The 22,752-nt window shown below is 70.5% G+C and carries 24 protein-coding genes and 1 pseudogene; 6 read left to right on the top strand and 19 right to left on the bottom strand.

Translation table 11 applies throughout. From position 1 onward, the window contains the following. Nucleotides 1-61: 61 nt before the first annotated feature. From tatC to ACVGV2_RS13415, 5 genes are all read right to left on the bottom strand, one after another. The gene (gene tatC, locus ACVGV2_RS13395) at nt 62-922 is read right to left on the bottom strand and encodes a twin-arginine translocase subunit TatC (RefSeq protein ID WP_459165985.1); all 861 of its coding nucleotides are present in this window, start codon (nt 920-922) and stop codon (nt 62-64) included. A 102-nt stretch (nt 923-1,024) separates the two neighbouring features. Next, nucleotides 1,025-1,306 carry a Sec-independent protein translocase subunit TatA gene (tatA, locus tag ACVGV2_RS13400; RefSeq protein ID WP_459162702.1) on the bottom strand — a complete coding sequence of 94 codons (282 nt, stop codon included), beginning with the start codon at nt 1,304-1,306 and terminating at the stop codon, nt 1,025-1,027. A 74-nt stretch (nt 1,307-1,380) separates the two neighbouring features. Then, nucleotides 1,381-1,572 (bottom strand): bacteriophage holin, encoded by a 192-nt coding sequence (locus tag ACVGV2_RS13405; RefSeq protein WP_459162703.1) that lies wholly within the window; start codon nt 1,570-1,572, stop codon nt 1,381-1,383. 29 nt (nt 1,573-1,601) lie between these two features. Further along, the gene (locus ACVGV2_RS13410; RefSeq protein ID WP_459162704.1) at nt 1,602-2,573 is read right to left on the bottom strand and encodes a helix-turn-helix transcriptional regulator; all 972 of its coding nucleotides are present in this window, start codon (nt 2,571-2,573) and stop codon (nt 1,602-1,604) included. Further along, the gene (locus ACVGV2_RS13415) at nt 2,570-3,538 is read right to left on the bottom strand and encodes a helix-turn-helix transcriptional regulator (RefSeq protein ID WP_459162705.1); all 969 of its coding nucleotides are present in this window, start codon (nt 3,536-3,538) and stop codon (nt 2,570-2,572) included. The genes ACVGV2_RS13410 and ACVGV2_RS13415 overlap by 4 nt, the downstream gene beginning before the upstream one ends. 91 nt (nt 3,539-3,629) lie before the next feature. Between ACVGV2_RS13415 and ACVGV2_RS13420 the strand changes: the two are divergent. Then, nucleotides 3,630-3,836, top strand: a pseudogene (locus ACVGV2_RS13420) (SDR family oxidoreductase); the annotation flags it as partial. A gap of 40 nt (nt 3,837-3,876) precedes the next feature. Here the strand turns inward: ACVGV2_RS13420 and ACVGV2_RS13425 are convergent. Beyond that, nucleotides 3,877-5,106, bottom strand: a complete 1,230-nt coding sequence (locus ACVGV2_RS13425; RefSeq protein WP_459162706.1) for an RNA-guided endonuclease InsQ/TnpB family protein — start codon at nt 5,104-5,106, stop codon at nt 3,877-3,879. Nucleotides 5,107-5,222: 116 nt separating this feature from the next. On the opposite strand from ACVGV2_RS13425, the gene ACVGV2_RS13430 reads away from it, so the two are divergent. Further along, nucleotides 5,223-5,363, top strand: a complete 141-nt coding sequence (locus tag ACVGV2_RS13430) for a hypothetical protein (RefSeq protein WP_459162707.1) — start codon at nt 5,223-5,225, stop codon at nt 5,361-5,363. Nucleotides 5,364-5,370: 7 nt separating this feature from the next. On the opposite strand, the gene pafA is transcribed toward ACVGV2_RS13430, so the two are convergent. From pafA to dop, 5 genes are all read right to left on the bottom strand, one after another. Further along, a complete protein-coding gene (gene pafA / locus ACVGV2_RS13435; protein ID WP_459156404.1) occupies nt 5,371-6,729 on the bottom strand; it encodes a Pup--protein ligase in 1,359 nt (452 codons plus the stop codon). Nucleotides 6,730-6,982: 253 nt separating this feature from the next. Next, nucleotides 6,983-7,759, bottom strand: coding sequence for a proteasome subunit alpha (gene prcA, locus ACVGV2_RS13440; RefSeq protein WP_459162708.1), 777 nt, complete (start codon nt 7,757-7,759; stop codon nt 6,983-6,985). Nucleotides 7,760-7,838: 79 nt separating this feature from the next. Continuing rightward, nucleotides 7,839-8,693 carry a proteasome subunit beta gene (gene prcB / locus ACVGV2_RS13445; protein WP_459162709.1) on the bottom strand — a complete coding sequence of 285 codons (855 nt, stop codon included), beginning with the start codon at nt 8,691-8,693 and terminating at the stop codon, nt 7,839-7,841. Nucleotides 8,694-8,847: 154 nt separating this feature from the next. Next, the gene (locus tag ACVGV2_RS13450; protein ID WP_459162710.1) at nt 8,848-9,039 is read right to left on the bottom strand and encodes a ubiquitin-like protein Pup; all 192 of its coding nucleotides are present in this window, start codon (nt 9,037-9,039) and stop codon (nt 8,848-8,850) included. 133 nt (nt 9,040-9,172) lie between these two features. Continuing rightward, complete coding sequence (dop, locus tag ACVGV2_RS13455) at nt 9,173-10,672, bottom strand: depupylase/deamidase Dop (RefSeq protein ID WP_459162711.1); 1,500 nt, start codon at nt 10,670-10,672, stop codon at nt 9,173-9,175. 78 nt (nt 10,673-10,750) lie between these two features. On the opposite strand from dop, the gene ACVGV2_RS13460 reads away from it, so the two are divergent. After that, nucleotides 10,751-11,278, top strand: coding sequence for an NUDIX hydrolase (locus ACVGV2_RS13460; protein WP_459162712.1), 528 nt, complete (start codon nt 10,751-10,753; stop codon nt 11,276-11,278). Nucleotides 11,279-11,392: 114 nt separating this feature from the next. Here ACVGV2_RS13460 and ACVGV2_RS13465 read toward each other — a convergent pair whose 3' ends face one another. Further along, nucleotides 11,393-12,334: an aldo/keto reductase gene (locus ACVGV2_RS13465; protein WP_459162713.1), complete on the bottom strand. Its 942-nt coding sequence runs from the start codon at nt 12,332-12,334 to the stop codon at nt 11,393-11,395. Nucleotides 12,335-12,488: 154 nt separating this feature from the next. Beyond that, nucleotides 12,489-14,279, bottom strand: a complete 1,791-nt coding sequence (gene arc / locus ACVGV2_RS13470) for a proteasome ATPase (protein WP_459162714.1) — start codon at nt 14,277-14,279, stop codon at nt 12,489-12,491. A 726-nt stretch (nt 14,280-15,005) separates the two neighbouring features. On the opposite strand from arc, the gene ACVGV2_RS13475 reads away from it, so the two are divergent. Further along, on the top strand, nt 15,006-15,779 hold the full coding sequence (locus ACVGV2_RS13475; protein ID WP_459162715.1) for a hypothetical protein: 774 nt from the start codon (nt 15,006-15,008) through the stop codon (nt 15,777-15,779). Between the two features lie 21 nt (nt 15,780-15,800). Here ACVGV2_RS13475 and ACVGV2_RS13480 read toward each other — a convergent pair whose 3' ends face one another. Both ACVGV2_RS13480 and ACVGV2_RS13485 read right to left on the bottom strand, forming a co-directional pair. Next, nucleotides 15,801-16,634 carry a tRNA (adenine-N1)-methyltransferase gene (locus ACVGV2_RS13480; RefSeq protein ID WP_459162716.1) on the bottom strand — a complete coding sequence of 278 codons (834 nt, stop codon included), beginning with the start codon at nt 16,632-16,634 and terminating at the stop codon, nt 15,801-15,803. Nucleotides 16,635-16,769: 135 nt separating this feature from the next. After that, nucleotides 16,770-17,918, bottom strand: coding sequence for a site-2 protease family protein (locus ACVGV2_RS13485; RefSeq protein ID WP_459162717.1), 1,149 nt, complete (start codon nt 17,916-17,918; stop codon nt 16,770-16,772). Nucleotides 17,919-18,100: 182 nt separating this feature from the next. On the opposite strand from ACVGV2_RS13485, the gene ACVGV2_RS13490 reads away from it, so the two are divergent. Both ACVGV2_RS13490 and ACVGV2_RS13495 read left to right on the top strand, forming a co-directional pair. Further along, nucleotides 18,101-18,286 carry a type II toxin-antitoxin system PemK/MazF family toxin gene (locus ACVGV2_RS13490; protein ID WP_459165986.1) on the top strand — a complete coding sequence of 62 codons (186 nt, stop codon included), beginning with the start codon at nt 18,101-18,103 and terminating at the stop codon, nt 18,284-18,286. A gap of 11 nt (nt 18,287-18,297) precedes the next feature. Then, entirely contained in the window at nt 18,298-19,242 is a 945-nt protein-coding gene (locus ACVGV2_RS13495) for a RecB family exonuclease (protein ID WP_459162718.1), read from the top strand. Between the two features lie 291 nt (nt 19,243-19,533). On the opposite strand, the gene ACVGV2_RS13500 is transcribed toward ACVGV2_RS13495, so the two are convergent. The 4 genes from ACVGV2_RS13500 to ACVGV2_RS13515 form a co-directional block, all read right to left on the bottom strand. Further along, on the bottom strand, nt 19,534-20,379 hold the full coding sequence (locus tag ACVGV2_RS13500) for a VOC family protein (RefSeq protein ID WP_459162719.1): 846 nt from the start codon (nt 20,377-20,379) through the stop codon (nt 19,534-19,536). A gap of 202 nt (nt 20,380-20,581) precedes the next feature. Beyond that, a complete protein-coding gene (gene hisG, locus ACVGV2_RS13505) occupies nt 20,582-21,460 on the bottom strand; it encodes an ATP phosphoribosyltransferase (RefSeq protein ID WP_459162720.1) in 879 nt (292 codons plus the stop codon). 45 nt (nt 21,461-21,505) lie between these two features. Next, on the bottom strand, nt 21,506-21,769 hold the full coding sequence (locus ACVGV2_RS13510) for a phosphoribosyl-ATP diphosphatase (RefSeq protein WP_459162721.1): 264 nt from the start codon (nt 21,767-21,769) through the stop codon (nt 21,506-21,508). 224 nt (nt 21,770-21,993) lie between these two features. Then, nucleotides 21,994-22,683, bottom strand: coding sequence for an HAD family hydrolase (locus tag ACVGV2_RS13515; RefSeq protein WP_459162722.1), 690 nt, complete (start codon nt 22,681-22,683; stop codon nt 21,994-21,996). Nucleotides 22,684-22,752 lie beyond the last annotated feature (69 nt).

The raw sequence follows: 22,752 nt of genomic DNA on the forward strand, positions 1-22,752 counted from the left end.
GTCGGTGGGGTCACCCGCCCGGAAGGCCGACGAGCGGGCCTTCCGGGCGGGTGGGTGAAGGTCAAACGTTGTTGGAGCGGTCGTTCACCGAATCGCCGCCCCCCGGATCCATCTGCGAGGGCCGGTGGTCGACCTTCGAGGCCTCGTCCGGGGCGAGGCCGGCGAACTCGTCGCGCCGGTGCTTGCGCGTGTCGTGCACGCGGGAGATGAGCAGGGCCGCCGCGTACAGCAGCGACAGAGCCCCGCCCAGGGCGAGCAGCGAGAACGGGTCCTGCGGCGTGACGACCGCGGCGAAGATGAACAGGCCGAAGACCACCCCGCGCCACCACCTCCTGAGCTGCTCGTGGCTGACGACGCCGGCGAAGTTGAGCATCACCAGCACCAGCGGCAGCTCGAAGCTCACCCCGAAGATGAGCAGCAGCAGCAGCACGAAGTTGATGTAGTCGCCACCGCTGAGAGCGGTGAAGAAGCCGTCGCCGCCGAGCCCGACCATGAACCGCAGACCGATCGGCACGATGAAGTAGGCGAGCACGGCACCCGCGATGAACAGCACGCTGGCGCAGCCGACGAACACCTGCGCGAAGCGCCGCTCCCGCGTGTGCAGCCCGGGAGTGATGAACGCCCACAGCTGGTACAGCCACACCGGGCTGAGCACCAGCGCACCCACCGCGACACCGACCTTCATCCGCAGGAAGAACACTTCGAACGGACGGGTCTGCAACAGCTGGCACTCGCCGTTCGGGCTCAACCGCCACTCGGACGGCAGCGCGCAGTACGGCCCCAGCAGCAGGTCGTTCAACGACGGGACGACGAAGATCGAATTGGTGAACCACCAGAACCCGAACACCGCGCCGACGGCGATCGCGGCCAGCGCGACGCCCAGGCGGTAGCGCAGCTCGTAGAGGTGCTCCACGAGCGTCATCGTGCCGTCGGGGTTGTGCCTGCGACCCCAGCGACGGCGGTCTGCGCGGAACGGGTTCAGGCGCGGAAGTGGACTAGCGGCCACCGAGCGTCCCCGTTCGCGTCACTGGTTGTTGGTCGTGCTGTCGCGCTGCTGCTCCTGCGGCGTGACCGGTGGAGTGGCACCCCCGTCACCGGAGGTGAGCTCCGTGTCCGGCCGGTCCGTCCGCTCCGCGGACTCCCGCTTCGCCTTCTCGTCGTCCTCGCGCAGTCCCCGCGCCTCGGCCTTGAACGCGCGAGCGGACTGCCCCAACGAACGAGCCATCTTCGGCAACTTGGAGGCACCGAACAGCGCCACCAGGATCAACACGACGATGACGAGTTCCCAGCCGCCGGGCATACCCATGTTCCGCAACCTTCCGTGACTGCCTCTTCGCCGTCATGCTACGCGGCGAGAGGTCCGCCCCATAGGGACTTGGTTCAGCTCTTCCACCGCTCGGACACCGCGACCCGCAGCGCCGCGGCGCGCGCCTGCAGCAGTCCGATGCGGGCGCGCACATCGGCGACGACCGCGCGCTGCCCGGTGCGGAACCGGTTCTGCCGGCGCACGGTGCGCACCACGACCCACGCGAGCAGCACCGAAGCGGCGAGCACCAGCACAAGACTCCACACATAGGGCACGGTCCCACAGCGTAGCCGCCTCACGTGTCCGGCCGGTGACGCGTCCGCGCCAACGCGGCAACAGCCCGGTGACGCACCTCCTCGGCCAGCGCGGCCGGCTCCACCACGCGCACCGCGCCGCCGAGCCCGAGCAGCAGGCGCACGATCCACGAGCGGTCCGCGTAGTGCACGCGCACTCGCAGGCCGCCGTCCTCGCGGTCGGCGAGCACCTGCACCGGGTAGTACTCGGCGACCCAGCGCGCGTCCAGCGCCAGGTCGAGCACGGCATCCGGCTGCTCGGAAACCGCGGGGAACGAGCCTGCGGTGACATCGGTGAACTCGGCCTGCGCAGGAAGTGCGGAGGGCTCGTCCAACCGCTCGACCGCGTCGATGCGGTCCAGGCGGAACAGGCGCACCCCGGCGGCCCGGCGGCACCACGCCTCGAGGTAGTGGTGCCCGTCGAGCAGCAGCATCCGCATCGGGTCGACGGTGCGTTCGCTGATCGCGTCGCGGGAGGCCGTGTAGTAGCGCAACCACAGCGCCCGCTGCTGCTCGACGGCCCCGCGCACCGCCTCGTGCACGCCGCCGGCGACCCGGTCGGGCGTGTCCAGCCCGAGCGCGACCCCGGTGGGACGGGCCTGGCCCACGGCTTCCTCGATCTTCGCCGCGGCCCCGCGCACGGCGGCCGCATCGGCCGTTCCGGGCGTGTCGGCCAGGGCGCGCAGCGCCACCAGCAGCGCGGTGGCCTCCCAGGTGGTCAGCCGCAGCGGGCGGCGCATCCCCGCATCGAAGGTCACCGTGACCGTGTCGCTGTCGAAGGACAGGTCGATGAGGTCGCCGGGGCCGTAGCCGGGCAGGCCGCACATCCACAGCAGTTCGAGGTCGCGGCGCAGCTGCTGCTCGGTCACGCCGAAGTCCGCGGCCGCCTCGGCGATGCGGATCCCCGGGTGGTTGAGCAGGTACGGCACCAGGGTGAGCAGCCGCGGCACCCGTTCGGTCGCGCCGGCGGTCATTCCGGCACCTGCGCGGCCCGGTGCAGCTCGTCGACCGCTTTGCACAGCGGTTCCGGGGAGAGCACCAGCGCATCGGGGCCGTATCCGGCGAGCCACGCCGCCGCTGCCTCCGGCGACTCCACGTGCAAGTGCAGCACCTCCCCCGCTTCGCCGTCGATCGTCCGCTGCCGCACGACCGTGCCGTGCCGCCGCAACCCGTGCGCCCGCCCGGCGACGACCCACACGGCGGCTTCCACACCGCCGGCGGCCTCCCGGTCGCTGCCGGCGACGATCCGCAGCAGGTCCACGTCGGGAGGTTGGCGCACCTGCCCGGCACGTCCCGTCAGCCGCACGTCGCCGAGGATGCGCGAGAGCCGGAAGCACCGCGTGGCCCGCCGGTCGCGGTCGTGGCCGACGACGTACCAACGCCCCCGCCAGGAGACCACTCCCCACGGGTCGAGGCGCCGCGCAGCCGCCTGCCGGTCACCGGGCCGCCGGTAGTCGAAGGTCACCGCCCTGGCCTGCCGCACGGCCGTGACCAGCGGGGAAACGGCCGGTTCGCCGCGCACGCGGGGTTCGACCACCGCCGGGACGCTCTCGTCCACGTCGACCCCGGCCGCCCGCAGCTTGCGCAGGCCGCTGCGGGCCGCGGCGGTGAACTCCGGAGCGTCCCACAGGCGCACCGCCACGCCCACGGCCGCGGTCTCCTCCGGCGAGAGGGCGATCTCGCCGAGCTCGTAGTCCCGCCGGGCGATCCGGTAGCCGTCGACCTGATCGACGATCGAGTTGCGCCCCGTCTCCAGCGGAACCCCCAGGTCGCGCAGTTCCGCCTTGTCCCGCTCGAACTTGCGGTAGAACGCCTCGTCGCCGGCGCCGTCGGCGTAGCCGGGCACCGTCGCGCGGATCCGCTCGGCCGTCAGGTACTGCCGCGTGGACAGCAGGCACAGCACCAGGTTCACCAGACGTTCGACGCGCGCGGTGGCCACGCGGCGACGATAGCGCGCCCGGCTTCGGTGGGCGGAGGGCACGCCGCCGCGGTTTCCCCGCGAAGATCGACGAGCGACTACGCTGGTGCCCATGTCCGACCCCGTGCTGCTCATCACCGGAGCCTCCCGCGGAATCGGCGAGGCCACGGCGCGCCTGGCGGCCTCCGCCGGCTACCGGGTGGCGCTGCTTTCCCGCTCGACGGGAGCGCTGAGCGCGCTCGTCGACGAGCTGGGGCCCGACCGCGCGGCGGCCTGGCCCTGCGACGTGACCGACTGGACGAGCCTGACCGCCGCGATCGCCGAAGCGGAAACCCCTGGCATGGTCGAAACGGACTTGACTACTCCCCGCCCTGAAGGGCGGGGATTCCCTTCCGGCTCGCGCCAGAAAGTTCCTGCTTCCCAGCCAGTTGCCCCGTCCGGGAGGACTCCCGTTGAGGTCTCACACCGGCTCCACAGGCCGACACCGCCAGCCCGGCGGCCTTGATGTTCGTCGCGGCGTTCACGTCGCGATCGTGCGTGGTGCCGCACCCGGAGCAGGTCCAGGTGCGCAGGTGCAGTGGCATCGCCTCGGCGAGCCGGCCGCACGCGGAGCACGTTTTGCTGGAGGGGAACCAGCGGTCGACCGCGACCACCTCGCGGCCATACCAGGTGGCCTTGTACTCCAGCATCGTGCGGAACTCCGACCACGACGCATCGCTGATCGCGCGAGCGAGACTATGGTTGCCGAGCATGTTGCGCACCTGAAGGTCCTCGATCACGACCGTTTGGTTCTCACGGACGAGTCGAGTGGTGACCTTGTGCAAGTGATCTTTGCGGCGGTCGGTGATTCGCGCGTGCACGCGGGCCACCTTCCGCCGCGCCTTGGCCCGATTGTTCGAGCCCTTGTCCTTGCGGGACAGCTCCCGCTGGGCCTTCGCCAGCAGTTTCCGATCCCGGCGTTCGTGCTTGGGGTTGATGATCTTCTCGCCGGTCGACAGGGTCGCCAGCGAATCCAACCCGGCGTCGACGCCGACCGCCGTGTCCGTCGCGGGCAGGTGTTCGGTGCTGGTTTCGACCAGGAACGACACGAACCACCGGTCGGCCGCGTCGCGGGAGACGGTCACCGTGGACGGCTCCGCACCCTCAGGAAGCAAGCGGGACCACACGATGGCGAGGGGTTCGCGCATCTTCGCCAACGTGAGCTGTCCGTCACGCCATTTGAATCCGGACTTGGTGTACTCGGCCGACTGGCGCGATTTCTTCCGCGACTTGAACCGCGGGTAGCGCGCCTGTTTCCCGAAGAAGTTCGAGAACGCGGTTTGCAAGTGCCGCAAGGCTTGTTGCAGCGGCACGCTGGACACCTCGCCCAGATACGACAGCTCGTCGGAGCGTTTCCACTCCGTCAGCAGCTTCGACGTTTCCGCGTAGTTCACCCGGCGTTGTTCGGCGAACCACGCGCGGGTTCGGGCTTCCAGGGCGAGGTTGTAGACCTTGCGGACACAGCCGAACGTGCGCAGCAGCTCGGTGCGCTGCTGCTCTGTTGGGTAGAAGCGGTACTTGTAGGCCCGCTTCACCTGCGTCCGACTCATACTTACATGCTAGCAACTTTGTACGTGAGAGATCGTTCTCGGTTGGTCACCCGGAACCACTCGGGATCGGCTCCTCCCCGGCGTGAACGCCGGGGTTTCCGCCGATTGGACCCCGGATGACCGCCGGGCGGCAGGACGTGCCGAAGCTGCGCGCCGAGGACATCGCCAACGCCGCGCTGTACGCGCTGGAGCAACCGGGCGGCGTGGACGTCAACGAGATCACGATCCGCCCCACGGGGCAGGACCCCGAGCGCTGAAGGTCGGCTACAGCGAACTGATGAGGCGTTCCACGCGTTCGTCCACGGCCCGGAACGGGTCCTTGCACAGCACGGTGCGCTGGGCCTGGTCGTTGAGCTTGAGGTGCACCCAGTCGACCGTGAAGTCCCGCCCGGCCGACTGGGCCGCCGCGATGAAGTCGCCGCGCAGCTTGGCCCGGGTGCTCTGCGGCGGGGTGTCCTTGGCCGCTTCGATCTCGCCGTCCTCGGTCACCCGGTCGACCAGGTCCTTGCGCTGCAGCATGTCGAACAGCCCGCGTCCGCGGCGCAGGTCGTGGTACGACAGGTCCAGCTGGGCGATCCGCGGGCTCGACAGCTCGAGCCCGTGCTTGCTGCGGTAGCGGTCCAGCAGCCGCAGCTTGATGGCCCAGTCGATCTCGCGGTCGATGCCCGAGTAGTCCTGGTATTCGACCGCGTCCAGCGCACGGCCCCACAGGTCCATGATCCGGTCGGTCATCGGGTCGGAACCGCGCCGGGCGACGTAGTCGCAGGCTCGGGAGTAGTACTCGCGCTGGATGTCCAGTGCGGAGGCCTCCCGGCCGCCGGCGAGGCGCACGCCGCGCCGCCCGGTCAGGTCGTGGCTGATCTCGCGGATCGCCCGGATCGGGTTGTCCAGGGTGAAGTCCCGGAACTGCATGCCGTTCTCGACCATCTCGAGCACGAGGTTGGCCGTGCCCACCTTGAGCAGCGTGGTGACCTCGGACATGTTCGAGTCGCCCACGATGACGTGCAGCCGCCGGTAGCGCTCGGCGTCGGCGTGCGGTTCGTCGCGGGTGTTGATGATGGGCCGCGACCGCGTGGTGGCGCTGGAGACGCCTTCCCAGATGTGCTCGGCCCGCTGGGACAGGCAGTACACCGCCCCGCGCGGGGTTTGCAGCACCTTGCCCGCCCCGCAGATGAGTTGGCGCGTGACGAGGAACGGCAGCAGCACGTCCGCGATGCGGGAGAACTCGCCGGAACGGCCCACCAGGTAGTTCTCGTGGCAGCCGTAGGAGTTGCCCGCCGAGTCGGTGTTGTTCTTGAACAGGAAGATGTCGCCACCGATGCCCTCGTCGGCCAACCGCCGCTCGGCATCGGCGAGCAGGTCTTCGAGGATGCGTTCGCCGGCCTTGTCGTGCGTGATCAGCTGGGTGATGTCATCGCATTCGGCCGTGGCGAATTCGGGGTGCGAGCCCACGTCGAGGTAGAGGCGGGCGCCGTTGCGGAGGAAGACGTTCGAGGAACGCCCCCAGGAGACCACCCGCCGGAAGAGATACCTGGCCACCTCGTCCGGGGAGAGCCTGCGCTGACCGTGGAAGGTACAGGTGACCCCGAACTCGGTCTCGATGCCGAAGATCCGCCGCTGCATGCCTCCACACTAGGCGCAAATCGCGAATTTCGACGGTCCGCCGTTCGGGCCTGATCGCCGTTTTCCCTCCGCCCACCGGAAAATCCCGCCCGTCGCCGGCGCGTCGAACACGCCCCGCGCACAGATGCGGGGGTGTCCGCACCGATTCCGGTCAAGCGGGGACCGCCAGTTCGACACGCACCGCTCACGTGAGCTGAATCACTGACTGCCGGCGGGCGGGCCGGTCCCGCCGTCTCGCGGACGGCGGGGCCGGTCACGAGCCGGCGGAACCGCTCGCGCTGTCGTTGCCGTCGCCGTCACCGCCGGACTCGCCCTCGCCCGAGCCGGACTGCCCGCCGGTGTCGCCCGGCAGCAGCCCGCGCAGCGCGGCACCGCGGATGCGGCGGAAGGTCCGGTTGTCACGCTCCCGGTCGAGCACGGCGACCTCGAGCTGGTCGACACCGATCTCGCGGTTGCTCTCACCACCGGCCGACAGCGCCCGGATCGCCACCCCGGTGGCGGTTTCCAGATCCATGCCGTCGGCGAAGGTGTCCTTGAGCTTGCTGGTGATCGTGTCCACCTGACCGCCCATCACCACGTACTGCGGCTCGTCCACGATGGAGCCGTCGTAGGTGAGGCGGTACAGCTGGTCGCCCTCGGCGGTGCGGCCGACCTCGGCCACGCAGATCTCCACCTCGAACGGTTTGATCTGCTCGGTGAAGATCGACCCGAGGTGCTGGGCGTAGGTGTTCGCCAGCGACCGACCGGTCACGTCCCGGCGGTCGTAGGAATAGCCCCGCACGTCGGCGATGCGCACGCCGGCCACGCGCAGCGCTTCGAACTCGCTGTAGCGGCCGACCGCGGCGAAGCCGATGCGGTCGTAGATCTCGGAAACCTTGTGCAGCGTCGGGGACGGGTTCTCGGCGACGAACAGCACTCCCCCGGCGTACTTGAGCACGGCCACGCTGCGACCCCGAGCGATGCCCTTGCGGGCCAGCTCGGAGCGCTCGCGCATGAGCTGCTCGGGGGAGGTGTAGAACGGCATCGTCACGGGTGTGCACTCCTGGGTCGGATCGGCTCGCCTCGTGGTGGACGCGAGCGGCGGGACGAACGAACGGGAAAGCGGCGCCTCAGCCGCCGGGGTTGTCCTGCCGGCCCGCGATGACCTCGGACACGATCTCGGCCGCGCGCTCCTCGGACAGGCGGACGGCCCCCTCCGCCGCGGTCACCGTGACCACCGAGGGGTAGATCCGACGCGTCACGTCCGGTCCACCGGTGGCCGTGTCGTCATCGGCGGCGTCGTAGAGCGCCTCGATCGCGGTCCGGACGGCCGCGTCCGCTCCCTCGTCCGCGTCGTAGCGCTTCTTCAACGCCGATTTGGCGAACACCGAACCGGAGCCGACGGCGTGGTACCCGCTGATCTCGTTGTAGCGCCCTCCGGTGATGTCGTAGGAGACGATGCGCCCGGCCCGGTCGGGGTCGGCGGCCTCGGGGTCGAAACCCGCGAACAGCGGGACGACGGCCAGCCCCTGCATCGCCCCGCCCAGGTTGCCGCGCAGCATCGTGGCCAGTTTGTTCGACTTGCCGTCGAGGGACAGCGGCACGCCCTCGAGCTTCTCGTAGTGCTCCAGTTCGACCGCGAACAGGCGCACGAGCTCCTGCGCGATCCCGGCGGTGCCGGCGATGCCGACGGTGGAGTAGGAATCGGTGACGAACAGCTTGTCCATGTCCCGCTGCGCGATGAGGTTGCCCATCGTCGCCCGGCGGTCCCCGGCCAGCAGCACGCCGCCGCGGAAGGTCAGCGCCACGATCGTCGTGCCGTGCGGGGCGTCCACGGAACCGTTCCCGTTCGCATCAGGTTTCGCCTGGCTCCCCGGAAGCATCTCGGGAGCCGCGGACCGGAGGAAGTCGGTGAACGAGTTCCCCGGAGCCAGGTAGGCGTCGGGCAAGGCCGGACCCGAACCTCGGGTCGCACTGGAATCCATCGGCGACATCGTCTCCTGCTCGAACTCGCGGGTGCTCGCACATGTCCCCGCACCTCCGGCCCGCCCGCGGACCGGAGGTCGCGGCGATCGTCAGAGTGCACTGTAAATCGTCGATCACGCCCGGCGACGTCGGGCGCCTACGGGGCGAGGACGGCTACTGGCCACCCTTCTGCACGTAGGCGCGGACGAAGTCCTCGGCGTTCTCCTCCAGGACGTCGTCGATCTCGTCGAGGATCGTGTCGACGTCCTCACCGACCTTCTCTCGCTGTTCCTGGCCGGCGGCGTCGGGACCCTGCTGTTCCTCGTCGTCGCCGTCGCCGTGGCGTTGCGCCTTCTCCTGGGCCATGTCGCCCTCCCGGTGGTCGATTGCGCGGAGGTCGCCGCTCCGGCGGAGTGCGCCTCCTCTGCGCAGATTACCCATCCGACCAATCGTTCGCCCAGAATCTCGCGGGCGTTGTCTCGATCTTCACGCTCCCGCATCATCCCCGCGTGAGCGAGTCCACCAGCTCCTCGGCGCTCTGCGCGGATTCCAGCAGCTCGCCGACATGGGCCTTGGTACCACGCAACGGCTCCAGCGTGGGGATGCGCACGAGCGATTCCCGGCCCAGGTCGAAGATGACCGAGTCCCACGACGCGGCCGCGACATCGGAGGGGTAGCGCTCCAGGCACCGCCCCCGGAAGTAGGCGCGCGTGTCCTCCGGCGGGTCGGTCACCGCCGTGCGGACCTCCTCCTCGTCGACGATCCGGCGCATCGAGCCGCGCGCCACCAGGCGGTTGTACAGCCCCTTGTCCAGGCGCACGTCCGAGTACTGCAGATCGATCATGTGCAGCCGGGACGAGGCCCAGCCGAGGTTCTCCCGGGTGCGGTAGTTCTCCAGCAGCCGCAGCTTGGCCGGCCAGTCCAGCCGGTCGGCGCAGTCCATCGGATCGCCCGCCAGCACGTCCAGGACCTCTCCCCAGGTGTTGAGCACGTCCCGCTCGGCCGGCTCGACGCCCCGCCTCTCGTAGAAGTGCACCGCCCGGTCGAAGTAGGCGCGCTGCAGGTCCAGGCCGGTGAACCGCCGCCCGTCGGCGAGCTCGACCGTCTGCTTCAACGAGGGGTCGTGGCTGATCATGTGGATCGCCTGCACCGGGTCGGCCAGGCGCAGGTCCTCGAATCGCTCGCCCGCCTCGATCATGTCCAGCACCAGCGCGGTCGCACCGAGCTTGAGGTAGGTCGAGGTCTCCGCGAGGTTGGCGTCGCCGACGATGACGTGCAGGCGCCGGTACTTGTCCGCGTCGGCGTGCGGCTCGTCGCGGGTGTTGATGATGCCGCGCTTGAGGGTGGTCTCCAGCCCCACCTCGACCTCGACGTAGTCGGCCCGCTGCGACAGCTGGAAGCCGGCCTTCTCCCCGGCCTGGCCGATGCCCACGCGGCCGGAACCGCACATCACCTGGCGCGAGGCGAAGAACGGCGTCAGGCCCGTGATGACGGTGTTGAACGCCGTCGAACGCGACATCAGGTAGTTCTCGTGCGCGCCGTAGCTGGCACCCTTGCCGTCCACGTTGTTCTTGTACAACTGGATCGGTGACGTGCCGGGCACGCTCACGGCGTGGCCGGCGGCGTCCTCCATCACGCGCTCGCCGGCCTTGTCCCAGATCACGGCGTCCCGCGGGTTGGTGGCCTCGGGCGCCGAGTACTCGGGGTGGGCGTGGTCGACGTACAGGCGCGCCCCGTTGGTCAGGATCACGTTGGCGGCCCCGAGGTCGTCGCCCTCGTTGCCGTTGTTCTGCTGGGTCGTCGCCGTCAGGTCGAACCCGCGGGCGTCCCGCAGGGGCGATTCGACCTCGTAGTCCCAACGCGCTCGGCGCGCCCGCGGGATGTCGGCCGCCGCTGCGTACGCGAGCACGATGTGCGTCGAGCTCAGCACCGGGTTGGCGCTGGAGTCGCCGGGCACAGCGATGCCGTACTCCACCTCGGTTCCCATGATCCGCCGCATACACCGCAGCGTACGGGTTTCTGGTAAATAGGCAGAGTGTGAGCTTCCCCCTCGCGTGCGGAATGCGAGGATGCGTCCGTGGGCAGCGGGGAGCAGGTCGCCGTGTATAACCCGAACGGGTGGCTGATCGGGGCGGCGCCGCGGGAGCGGATGCGCCGCGAGGGCCTGTGGCACGCGGCCGCGTTCGTGCTCGTGCGCTCGCGCACCGGCGAGTCCGCGTACGTGCACCGGCGCACCGCGAGCAAAGACGTCTACCCCGGTCTGCACGACTGCTGGGCGGGCGGTGTCGTCGCCGCCGGCGAGACCCCGGACGAGACCGCGCGGCGCGAACTCGCCGAGGAACTCGGCATCGACGCCGTCCCCGAGTTCACCTTCCGCTCGGTGCACGTGAACGGCACCGTGCGGTTCCACGGCTTCTGCTACGAGGTCCGCTCGGACGGGCCGGTGCACCACCAGCCCGAGGAGATCGCCGCGGGCTGGTGGATGCCGCTCGCTCAGCTGCGCAGCCGCCTGGACGGGCCGCACCTGCCGTTCGTGCCGGACGGCAGGCAGTTCCTCGAGGAGTGGTTCCAGCGGTTCGACCAGCACCCCGCACAGCCCTGCTGAGGCCCTCGCGAGGCGCACTCGCGTGGCTACCCGATGTCGAGCGCCCCGGAGCGAGAGCCGTGCGGGAGGTTCCGCCACAGGGCCCCACTGCCAGCAGGCGGCCCAGTCTTCTCCTCAGTGCCAGGTGAGCTGGGCTCGCTCCCCCCAGTACCCCGCCGGCTCGGTGGCAAGCCCGGCCAGCTCGTCCTGTTCCGCTCCGGAGAGCAGCACCTCGCGGGCGGCCAGGTTCGACTCCAGCTGGGGCACGCTGACCGGGCCGATGAGCACGATGTCGGCCCAGGGCTGGTGCAGCGCGTGCGCCAGGGCCACGGCGTCGGTGGTGACCGCGTGTTCGCCGGCGACGCGCCGCAGCACCTGCGGCGGGTCCACCGCCAGGCGTCCGTTGGCCAGGGTTTCCTTGAGCATGACCCGCCATCCGCCGGTGTGGACTTCGGCGAGGGTGCGGCCGACCGAGGGTTCCAGCGCGTTCCACGTGGACTGCACCGCGCTGAACAGCTGCCGCCCGCCCACTTCGAGCTCCCAGGCGCGTTCGATGGTTTCGGCCTGGCCCGCGCCGCTGGTGGTGAATCCCAGGGGTGTGCCGTTGTCGCGGATGCGGGCCAGGGCGTGCTGCAGCGCCAGGTCTTCGAACAGCGGGCTGCTGACGGTCAGCGAGTGCACCTGGTACAGGTCCACGCGTCGGCCGAGCAGCCGGCGCGTCTCGTCCCACTGGCTGCGCAACCGCTCCACCGAGTGCTCCTTGACCTCGTGCACTTCGGTTTCGACCTGCCACTGGGCGACGTAGGCGTAGCCCCACTTGCTGGAGACGGTGACGTCGCCGTGTTCGTGAGCGGCCAACCAGTGCGCCAGGTACTGCTCGGCGCTGCCGTAGGAGCGCGCCGCGTCGAACCAGCGGATGCCGCGCGCGTGGGCGGCGTCGAGCACGGTGCGGGTGCGTTCGCGCATCGCTTCCTCGGTGCGCTGCGGCGGTAGTTCCGGTTGGCGCCCGATGTTGATGTAGGCGGGCCGCCCGAGTGCGGCGAGGCCCAGCCCGAGCCGTCGCGTCGGCGGGGTCATGGCGTCAACGTAACGGGTGCCGCGCGGGGACGACACTCGGCGCGCAGCCGACCACCCGCTCGAAAACGGCACACCACCGGCGGACGCGGTCCCGGCCGCCGACGCACGCGTGGTGGGGCGGTGCTGCGACCGCCCCACCACAGCGGCGTTTCGGTTACAGGTACTGGCCGGTGTTCGTGGCCGTGTCGATCGCCCGGCCGGACTCCTGGTTCTTCCCGCTGACGAGCGTGCGGATGTAGACGATCCGCTCGCCCTTCTTGCCGGAGATGCGGGCCCAGTCGTCCGGGTTGGTCGTGTTGGGCAGGTCCTCGTTCTCGGTGAACTCGTCGACGATCGCGTCCTGCAGGTGCTGCACCCGCAAACCGGAGTAGCCGTTCTCCAGCACGCCCTTGATCGCCGACTTCTTCGCCCGGTCCACGATGTTCTCGATCATGGCGCCGGAGTTGAAGTCCTTGAAGTACAGGATGTCCTTGTCCCCGTTGGCGTAGGTGACCTCCAGGAACTGGTTCTCCTCCGTTTCGGCGTACATCCGCTCGACCGTGGTCTGGATCATCGCCTCGACGCACGTGGCCTTGTCCCCGCCGAACTCCTTGAGGTCCTCCTCGTCGATCGGCAGGTCCGGCGTGAGGTACTTCGCGAAGATCTCCTTGGCGGCCTCGGCATCGGGCCGCTCGATCTTGATCTTCACGTCGAGGCGGCCGGGGCGCAGGATCGCGGGATCGATCATGTCCTCCCGGTTGGAGGCACCGATGACGATCACGTTCTCCAGCCCCTCGACACCGTCGATCTCGCTGAGCAGCTGCGGCACGATCGTGGTTTCCACGTCCGAGGACACACCGCTGCCGCGGGTGCGGAAGATCGAGTCCATCTCGTCGAAGAACACGATGACGGGCGTCCCCTCCGAGGACTTCTCCCGCGCCCGCTGGAAGATCGTGCGGATGTGCCGCTCGGTCTCACCGACGAACTTGTTGAGCAGCTCGGGGCCCTTGATGTTGAGGAAGTAGGACTTGGCCGCAGCGTCCTCCTCCCCGCTGGCCGCAGCCACCTTCTTCGCCATGGAATTGGCGACCGCCTTGGCGATCAGCGTCTTCCCGCACCCGGGCGGCCCGTACAGCAGGACGCCCTTCGGCGGCTCCAGCCGGTACTGCACGTACAGGTCGGAGTGCAGGAACGGCAGCTCCACGGCATCGCGGATCTGCTCGATCTGCCCCCCGAGGCCACCGATGCTGTGGTACTCCACGTCCGGGACCTCCTCCAAGGTGAGGTCTTCCACCTCGGATTTCGGGACCACGTCGTAGGCGTACCCGGCCTTGCTATCGACCAGCACCGAATCGCCGGACCTCAACTGGGCCTCGGCGAGGGGCCCGCCGAGCCACACGACCCGTTCCTCGTCGGTGTGCCCCAGCACGAGAGCGCGCGGGAAATCACCCGACGTCCCTGGGAGGAGCTCCCGGAAGGTGCAGACCTCACCCGTCCGCTCGAACGAGCCGGCCTCGACCACCGTCAACGCCTCGTTGAGACGCACCGACTGGCCGAGCTGCAGTTGCTCCACGTCCACGTTCGGCGACACCGCCACCCGCATCTTGCGGCCCGAGGTGAACACGTCGACCGTGCCGTCCTCGTAGCTCGCCAGGAAGACGCCGTAGCCGCTCGGTGGCTGTGCGAGGCGATCCACTTCCTCCCGCAGCGCGGTGAGTTGGCTTCTGGCTTCCTTGAGGGTTTCGGTGAGTTTGGTGTTCCGTTCGGTGAGTTGGCTCACTCTCTCGGATGCCTCGGCAAGCCGCTTTTCCAGCACCCGGACCTGTTGGGGCGATTCGTTGAGCTTGCGTCGCAGCGTCGCCACCTCGTCCTCGAGCAGACGGATCTGGTCCCGAAGCTCGGCGTTGCTGCGGTTCTGCTGCTCACCGCCCTGCTCAGGCAGGTTGCCGGGACGGTCGTGCTGCATGTCGGCACCCTCCTCCCGTGCTCGTACCACCACGGTACCGGCGATCACCGACGACGGCGGCGTCGTGAATGTGCACCGGATCGCCCAGCGTGCCACAAAAATCGGCCGATACCCATGCAGTGCGCCAACTTGACGCCAACTCGGTCCGCCGCAGTGGCCCGGCTGCTTCACCAGCCGGCCACGGTGCGTCGATGATCATCCTCCGGACACCCCGACGACCCGGGCCCGCCGCGTCGCACACCACCGCGCGGAGCGGTCGTGACGACCAGGAGTGGGCACGACGGGACGGACATTCGGGTGTTCCTTGCGGCATCCGGGTGATGATTTCTCCTTCCTCCCGCTGCACGCGATGCGCGTGCACGCGGCGTGCCTGCGCCCGGTGTCCTGCGCTCGGTGTGCCTGCGCTCGGTGCTCGTGCACCCGACACGCCACTCCACGTCCGGTACCCGCCCTCCGGGCAGACCATGCGCCCCGAGCCATGACCCCCGAGCCATGACCCGAGGGCCGCCGGTGCGCACGGCTCCGCTCCGGCCCACATGACGGGACGCGGTGCTCCGAAATGTTCCCGATAGGGTCTTCGCGCACGATTCACCGGTTCGCGGTCGTGCGGGCCGAAGCGCCGACAACGGTCAGGCGCAGTGTGAATCGCCCCGGACAGAGATCGCATCCGGGCAGAGAACCACCGGGCAGAGACCGCACCGAGCAGAAACAGCACCAGGGGAGATAGTGAGCCACCCACCGCAGCAACCGGGTCAGGACAACTGGGGGCAGCAGCCCGGCGGCTGGGGGCGACCGCAGCCGGGTGGGCAGCATCCGCAGAGCGGTCCGCAGCAGCAGTGGCCCCAGCAAGGTGGGCAGTGGCCCCAGCAGGACGGGCAGGCCGCGGGAGCCCCGCAGCAGCCGGGAGGCGGCCTCCCGCCCGGCGGTGCGCAACAGGGCTGGCCGCAGTCCGGCGGCTTCCCCCAGCAGCCCGGTCATCCCCAACAACCCGGTCATCCCCAGCAGCCGGGACAACCCGGCTACGGTGCGTTCGCCCCGCACCCGCAGCCGGGCGGTTTCGGCAACCCGTACGGCGGGCCGCCGAAGAGGTCCAAGACACCGTGGATCATCGCCGGCGTCGGCGGCGGCACGTTCGTGCTCGCCCTCGTGGCCGTCGTGCTCGTGCTCACCCTGGGTGGCAACGACGCCGAGGAGGTCGCCGCCGACTTCGGCGACCTCATGGAGCGCTACGAGCAGGACCCCACCGCCGTGCCGGTCCAGGAGTTCGAACCGATCCTCTGCCAGTCCTTCTACACGTTCCTCGAGACGCAGGAGGAGGGCGCGGCTCCCGGCTGGGACGACGGAACCGAAGGGCTCACGGTCGACCTGAACCGGGTCGAAACCGACGGTGACCAGGGCCGCGCCTACTACGACATGGCCTCGCCCGGCGAGGACTCGCAGCTGATCTGGTTCTCCCTGACCAAGGAGGACGACGGCTGGAAGGTCTGCGAAGCGAACTGAACGACGTCGGCGCCGGCCGCCTCAACCCTTGCTGGGACGCCGCTGCGGGCGCGGCGGCGTCACCCCGTCCGCCAGTCGCCGCGTGATGAGCAGGAACGCGGTGTGCGCGATCATGCGGTGCTCGGGCCGCACCGCCATGCCGACCGCGTGCCAGGGACGCAGCAGCGTCTCCCACGCCTGCGGTTCGGTCCAGTTCTGCTGCTCGCGGATCGCCTCGGTGATGCGTGAGAGCTGGGTCGTGGTGGCCACGTAGACCACGAGCACCCCGCCGGGAACGAGCTTCTCGTGCGCCGTGTCGAGCACCTCCCACGGGGAGAGCATGTCCAGCACGATCCGGTCCACCTGCCCGCCGTCGTAGGCGGCGAGGTCCTCGACGTGCAACGACCAGTTGTCCGGCCGCTCACCGAGGAACCGTTCCACATTGCGGACAGCGTGCTCGGCGTGGTCCTCGCGCGACTCGTAGGAGATCACCTGGCCGTGTTCACCGACCGCGCGCAGCAGCGCCAGCGTGAGCGCCCCCGATCCGGCTCCGGCTTCGAGCACGCGCGCCCCCGGCCGGATGTCGCCCCAGGTGATGATCTGCGCCGTGTCCTTCGGGTAGATCACCTGCGCCCCGCGCGGCATGGACAGCACGTAGTCGGTCAGCAGCGGCCGCAGCGCGAGGAACGACATCCCCCCGTTGGAGGCGATCACCGAGCCCTCCGGTTGCCCGATGATCTTGTCGTGGGCGAGCACGCCGCGGTGCGTGTGGTACTCCCCGCCGGTACGCAACACGATCGTGTAACGCCGTCCCTTGGGGTCGGTCAACTGCACCCGGTCGCCCGGTTCGAACGCACCGCTGACGGGGTTGGTCACCTTGTTCCTATCCTCCCTGCCCGACTGCATCGGCCTCGACGCGACGCACCATCGTCGCAGAGGGGGCCGCGCCCGCTGCGTCCAGATCCGGCCGGTCCGGTCTCCCCGGGAACTCGCCGGCACTCAGCGCGCGGCTCACAGTCCTGCGGGCCGCTGCCCGCGCAGTGCGCTGCGCACGTCGACGCGTCGCAGCACCCCGCTCGGGCGCCCGTCCGCGTCGACCACGAGGAACTGCCAGGCATCCACGCTGCGCAGACGCTCCAGCACGTCATCGGAGCTGTCGTCCGCGAGCAGCACCGTCTCGGGCAGGACGGGTTCGGCGGCCCGCTCGGCCGGTTCCGCCGGATTGGCGGCAACCACCTGCTCGGCCGCCTTCTCGTCGAGCAGGCCGACCGCGATCCCGTCGGCGCGCACCAGCACGACGCCGCGTCCGGCGGCCGCGGCGAGCGCGTCGCCCACCGGGCACTCGGCGGGCAGCTGCAACACCGGACGCACCAGCCGCCGGATCGGCAGCTCACCCGACCAGTGCCGTTCCTGCTCGGCCGCGCGCTCGGAACTCGCGCCCGCCACGACGAACCACGCCATGAGCACCGCCACCCCGAGCCGCAGCCACTGGTCCTGCGCACCGGTGACCAGTCCCGCCATCGCCCAGACGAGCAGGCCCGCGGCCACGATCCCCGCGCCGACGACACCGGCGGTGGTCCCGCGCCCGCGGTTGCCGGTCAGCGACCAGGTGGCCGCGCGCACCAACCGCCCGCCGTCCAGCGGCAACCCGGGCAGCAGGTTGAACACGCCGACGGCGAGATTCGCCACGCAGGTCTGCGCCACGAGCAACCACAGCGCTCCGTCGGGTGCGAGCGCGAACCAGCCCGCTCCTGCCAGCACGCCCAGCGCGAGCGACACGAGGGGGCCGGCCACGGCGACGACGGCCTCCTGCCCCGCGCGGGGCGCGTTGCGGTTCATCTCCGTGAGCCCGCCGAGCAGGAACAGCCGCACCCGTCGCACCGGCAGGCCGAGTCGCAGCGCGACCACGCAGTGCCCCAGCTCGTGCAGCAGCACGGACACGCCGAGCAGCACGGTGAACGCGGCCGCGATCAGCGCGCTCTCCCACATCCCGGCGTGCGGCAGGATGCGTCCCACCAGCGGTGCGTACAGCAGCACGATCACCGCCGCTCCGATCCACCACGACCCGGACAGCTGCACCGGCACGCCCGCGACGCGGGCGAGGAGCAAACCGCCGGAACCTGCCGACCGCGGCGACTCGCTGTGCGACGTGGTGGCCATGGTCGCAGGGTATCCGCCGTGCCGCGGACGAGCCGCTGACAGCTCCGGACAGCTGTCCCACGCAAGACAGCGCGTACTACGATTCGTTGCACGAGCACGCTTACGATGCGCACTGATCCAGAGGTGGAGCGGGCCCTGGAGTCGTTGACGAGCGAGGGGCAGTCACGTTCGGAGGCGGTTCGATCGGACGGCGCGCAGCATCGTTCCGACCGGAGATCGAGACCAACGGCACCCGGACGCGCGTGATGGTCGAACGGCTCACCGTGGTCGACCCGCAGACGCGCCTCGGCGAGTTCGCCGGCCGGCTCGACGGCGCCGGAATGCACGCCGTCGACATCGCCCTCCAAGCTGTCCTGGCACTCGACTAGGGTTTCGGGGCATGACCGAACCATCCGCCGAGCCGAGCGCCACCGCGTCGACGGCCCCGCCCGCTCCGGAGCAGGCGGAGTCCGCGAGCGCGGACGTGAGCACTGCCACCGCCGCCCGGTCGCACCGCCGCCCGGCGCTGTCGCCGTCCCGCGCGAGCGACTTCAAGCAGTGCCCGCTGCTGTACCGCTTCCGCGCGATCGACCGGTTGCCGGAAACGCCGACCCGGGCGCAGGCGCGGGGCACCGTGGTGCACTCGGTGCTGGAGCAGCTGTTCGAGCTCTCCCGCGCCGATCGGCGGTCGGGCCGGGCACGCGAGTTCGTGCGGCCTTCCTGGGAGCGGCTGCAGCAGGAGCAGCCGGAACTGGCCGAGCTGTTCACCGGGCCGGACGATCCCGAGCTGGAGCCGTGGCTGGATTCGGTGGAGAAGCTCGTCGACGCCTACTTCGAGCTGGAGGACCCGCGCCGCCTCGACCCGGAGGCCTGCGAGATGCGGGTGGAGACCGAGCTGGACTCGGGCCTGCTGCTGCGCGGGTTCATCGACCGCGTCGACGTCGCTCCCACCGGCGAGGTGCGCCTGGTGGACTACAAGACCGGCTCCGCCCCGCCGGAGGTCGGCGAGGCCCGGGCGATGTTCCAGATGAAGTTCTACGCGCTGGTGCTCTGGCGCAAGCGCGGCGTGGTCCCGCGCCAGCTGCTGTTGCTGTACCTGGCGAACAAGCAGGCGTTGACCTACACGCCCGACGAGGCCGAGCTGCGGCGGTTCGAGCGCACCTTGGAAGCCATGTGGCAGGCGATCCAGCGCGCCGGCAGTACCGGGGACTTCCGCCCGAATCCGAGCAAGTTGTGCAACTTCTGCGATCACCAGGCCGTGTGCCCAGCCTTCGGCGGCACGCCCCCGCCCTACCCGGGCTGGCCGGGAGGTTCCGCGGACGGCACCCGCTCCGACGCCGAGTAACGGGCCGCGCCAAGCAACGGGCCCACGCCGAGCAACCGGCGCCACACCGGACGACCGGCCCGGCGCTCGGTGCTCAGCTCGGCACCGAGCGACCGGCCCGGCGCCGGACGGCCGGCCCGGCACCGAGCAACCGGCGCCGCACCGCAGTACCGGTGCTGCCCGGAGGAGCCGACAACCGCCGGGCGTCCGGCCCGGCGGTTCAGCACCAGGCGGATGCGCTGATCGGCGGTCGTTCGCTCGGCCGCACCGGTTCGTCAGCGAAGCTGAGCGGCGGAACCGCTGAGCCGGACCTCAGTCGTCGTAGGGGTCGAAGTTGGCCGCGCTGCCGAACTCCCCGGCCTGCGTGGGGTCGACGACGGCGAACCGGGCGCCGGCGGGATCGCGCAGGACCGCCGCGCGCCCGATGCTCGAGTCGTAGGGGTCGACGCGCACCCGAGCACCCGAACCAATGGCTCTGCGGACGAGATCGTCCACCCCGACCTCCGGATCGGCGCCGAGGTACAGCAGCCAGTGCGGCGCCGTCGCCGGGGTGATGTGCTCGCGGATCATGCTCACCCGGGCGAGCACGGACTCCCCGCCGAGGTACCACACCGAGTAGTCGGAGCGGTTCTCCGTACCGAACTGCTCGGCGTCGTAGCCGAACAGTTCCTGGTAGAAGTGGTCCGCCGTCTGCGCCTTGATCGTGACCAGTTCCGCCCACATCAGCGTGCCCGGCAGCCCCACGTCGAACTGCCACGACTCCTCCGGCTCGAGCAGCCCGACCTCGCCTTCCGCGGGGCCGTTGAGCACGGCCTGATGACCGACCCCGGGCAGGTGCCCGCGCGGCACGAGCAATTGCGCCCCGAGCTCCTCGGCGCGTTCCGCGCTGCCGTCCAGGTCCCGGGTGGCCAGGTACAGCCGCCACGCGGACTCCCCGTCGGCGGACTCGCGCAGGCTCGCCACCGGGTAGCCCTCCCGGTGCGCGATGACGTGCACTCCCGCTTCCGGAGCCTCGGGGCGGGCGAACGTCCAGTCGAACAGCTCCCCGTAGAACTCGGCGACGCTGTCGACATCAGCGGTGGCGAGTTCGATCCAGCAGGGCATGCCTGCGTACAGTTCCCACCGCGGCGGAGTTTCCCCGGGAACGATCACCGTCATGACCACACCCCCACCGAACGCCCGGCCCCTCGGCGAGCCGGCCGGCCTGAACGTCTTCCACGACGGCGCCACCCGGGCGGGTTGCCCCGGTCGAACACGCCCGTGATCGACGCCGTGCGCCTCATTATGCGCACAGATCCGACGGAACGGGACGGGGGAAGATCAATCGACCGGAACACCCCGGAAAATCACCTTCGCCGGATCACAGGCGGCAGGCGCGGATGTCCGAGGACAGGATGGCCTTCGCGCCCAGCGCAGCGAGCCGGTCCATGATCGCCGGGGCCTGCTTGCGCGAAACCATGGCGCGGACCGCCACCCAGTTGTCGTCGGCCAGCGGCGACATCGTGGGCGAGCCCAGCCCCGGGGTGGTCCGCGTCGCCTCGGGCAGCAGCTCCCGCGGGCAGTTGTAGTCGAGCATGACGTACTGCTGGGCGTACACCACGCCCTGCAGCCGCGCGATCAGCTGCTCCTTGGCGCGATCATCGCTCTCGGAGTCCTCGTCCTCGGCCGCCACGCGCCCGGAGCCGCTTTCGAGCACCACGGCCTCGGACACGCAGATGTCGTCGCCGAAGGAGGCCAGCCCGTGCTGGCGCAGCGTGCGGCCCGAGCCGACGACATCGGCGATCGCATCGGCGACGCCGAGCTGGATGGAGATCTCCACCGCCCCGTCGAGCCGGATGACGTGGGCGTCGATGCCCTGCCGCCGCAGGTCGTCGCCGACCAGCTTCGGGTAGGACGTGGCCACGCGCTTGCCCTCGAGATCGGCCGCGGTCCACTCGCGCGGGCTGGTGGGCGCGGCGTAGCGGAACGTCGACCCGCCGAAGCCCAGCGACAGGCGCTCGTTCACCTCGGCACCGGAGTCGAGCGCCAGGTCGCGGCCGGTGATGCCCAGATCCAGCCGGCCGCTTCCCACGTAGACCGCGATGTCCTTGGGTCGCAGGAAGAAGAACTCGACGTTGTTGACCGCGTCCAGCACGGTCAGGTCCCGCTGCTCGTGGCGCTGCCGGTAGCCGGCTTCCGCGAGCATGTCGGAGGCGGGACCGGCCAGCGTGCCCTTGTTGGGCACCGCCACACGCAGCATGGGACTACGAACTCCTCGTCTGGTCGGAACGGGTCGGGCGCTCGGTCACAGGTACCGGTAGACGTCCTGCGGGCAGAGGCCGCGCTGCACCATGATGACCTGCACCCTGTACAGCAGCTGCGAGATCTCCTCGGCCAGCTCGCCGTCGGACTCGTGCTCGGCGGCCAGCCACACCTCGCCGGCCTCCTCCAACACCTTCTTGCCCTGGGCGTGCACCCCGGCGTCGAGCGCGGCGACCGTCGACGAACCCTCCGGACGGGTGCGGGCGCGGTCGCGCAGCTCGCTGAACAGGTCGTCGAAGGTCTTCACACCCGAATCCTTGCATCCCGCGTCCGCGGGCGTGACAGCGGACCCGCCCGCGTGCGGGCCCGATCACGCGGGCGCGCCCGCGGGCTCGCCGAAATCGTGCTGCTCATCGCCGAGGCCGCCGGGATCACGCGGGCTCGCCCCGGACTCCCCGCGCCTCGCGGTCTTGCCGCGTGCCCGCGGCCTCGTACCGCGTGCCCGCGGAACCACTGCGCGGGCGGGCGGAGTCACGCCGCCTCGCGTGCGAGCACGTCGAGCGCACCGAAATCGATCCCTTCCAGGGACTCCCGCAGCACCCGCCGCGGCCCCGCCGGCACGGGCACCTCGCACGGCACGACGAGCACGAGGCAGCCGGCGGCCTCGGCCGCGGCGACCCCGGTCGGCGAGTCCTCCACCGCGAGGCACCGCTCGGGTTCGAGGCCGAGCAGTTCGCAAGCCCGCCGGTAGGGTTCGGGCTCGGGTTTGTTGCGGCCGCCGACCTCGTCACCGCACACCGTCGCGTCGAAGTGCTCGCGCCCCACCGTCTGCAGCGCCTGCTCGGTCAGCGAGCGGATCGTCGAGGTCACCAGGGCGGTGCGCAGCCCCTGCGCCCGCACGGCGCGCAGCGCCTGCTGCGCTCCCGGTCGCCAGGGCAGCCCCGCGGCGAACAGCTCGCGCATCCGGCCCGCGACCCACTCGCCCGCGGCGGCGATGTCCTCCTCGGCCGCGGGCAGGTGCAGGTCCTCGAGCATCAGCCGCATGCTGCGCGGCATGTTCGAGCCGACCATGGTCTCCCGGACTTCCTCGCTGAGCGCGCCGCCGCGGTGGGCGGCGTAGTCCTCGAGCGCCACGCCCCACAACTTCTCCGAGTCGACCAGCGTGCCGTCCATGTCGAACAGGACGGCGGCGATCCCCGTGGCAGCGGGTGCGGTCGTCATCGCGCGGTGCACTCCTCTCGGGCGGAACCTCGTCCGCCCCAGTAGAGCATCGACACCGGCGCCGGCACC

The sequence above is a fragment of the Bounagaea algeriensis genome (assembly GCF_054491375.1).

Excerpts from the sequence above, each read along its gene's own strand:
- ACVGV2_RS13500 (WP_459162719.1), bottom strand. The coding sequence starts at position 20,379 with ATGACGGTGATCGTTCCCGGGGAAACTCCGCCGCGGTGGGAACTGTAC.
- ACVGV2_RS13450 (WP_459162710.1), bottom strand. The coding sequence starts at position 9,039 with ATGGCCCAGGAGAAGGCGCAACGCCACGGCGACGGCGACGACGAGGAA.
- ACVGV2_RS13495 (WP_459162718.1), top strand. The coding sequence starts at position 18,298 with ATGACCGAACCATCCGCCGAGCCGAGCGCCACCGCGTCGACGGCCCCG.
- ACVGV2_RS13430 (WP_459162707.1), top strand. The coding sequence starts at position 5,223 with ATGACCGCCGGGCGGCAGGACGTGCCGAAGCTGCGCGCCGAGGACATC.
- dop (WP_459162711.1), bottom strand. The coding sequence starts at position 10,672 with ATGCGGCGGATCATGGGAACCGAGGTGGAGTACGGCATCGCTGTGCCC.
- ACVGV2_RS13515 (WP_459162722.1), bottom strand. The coding sequence starts at position 22,683 with ATGACGACCGCACCCGCTGCCACGGGGATCGCCGCCGTCCTGTTCGAC.
- ACVGV2_RS13465 (WP_459162713.1), bottom strand. The coding sequence starts at position 12,334 with ATGACCCCGCCGACGCGACGGCTCGGGCTGGGCCTCGCCGCACTCGGG.
- tatA (WP_459162702.1), bottom strand. The coding sequence starts at position 1,306 with ATGGGTATGCCCGGCGGCTGGGAACTCGTCATCGTCGTGTTGATCCTG.
- arc (WP_459162714.1), bottom strand. The coding sequence starts at position 14,279 with ATGCAGCACGACCGTCCCGGCAACCTGCCTGAGCAGGGCGGTGAGCAG.
- ACVGV2_RS13485 (WP_459162717.1), bottom strand. The coding sequence starts at position 17,918 with ATGGCCACCACGTCGCACAGCGAGTCGCCGCGGTCGGCAGGTTCCGGC.
- prcB (WP_459162709.1), bottom strand. The coding sequence starts at position 8,693 with ATGGATTCCAGTGCGACCCGAGGTTCGGGTCCGGCCTTGCCCGACGCC.
- pafA (WP_459156404.1), bottom strand. The coding sequence starts at position 6,729 with ATGCAGCGGCGGATCTTCGGCATCGAGACCGAGTTCGGGGTCACCTGT.
- tatC (WP_459165985.1), bottom strand. The coding sequence starts at position 922 with ATGACGCTCGTGGAGCACCTCTACGAGCTGCGCTACCGCCTGGGCGTC.
- hisG (WP_459162720.1), bottom strand. The coding sequence starts at position 21,460 with ATGCTGCGTGTGGCGGTGCCCAACAAGGGCACGCTGGCCGGTCCCGCC.
- ACVGV2_RS13410 (WP_459162704.1), bottom strand. The coding sequence starts at position 2,573 with ATGACCGCCGGCGCGACCGAACGGGTGCCGCGGCTGCTCACCCTGGTG.
- ACVGV2_RS13425 (WP_459162706.1), bottom strand. The coding sequence starts at position 5,106 with ATGAGTCGGACGCAGGTGAAGCGGGCCTACAAGTACCGCTTCTACCCA.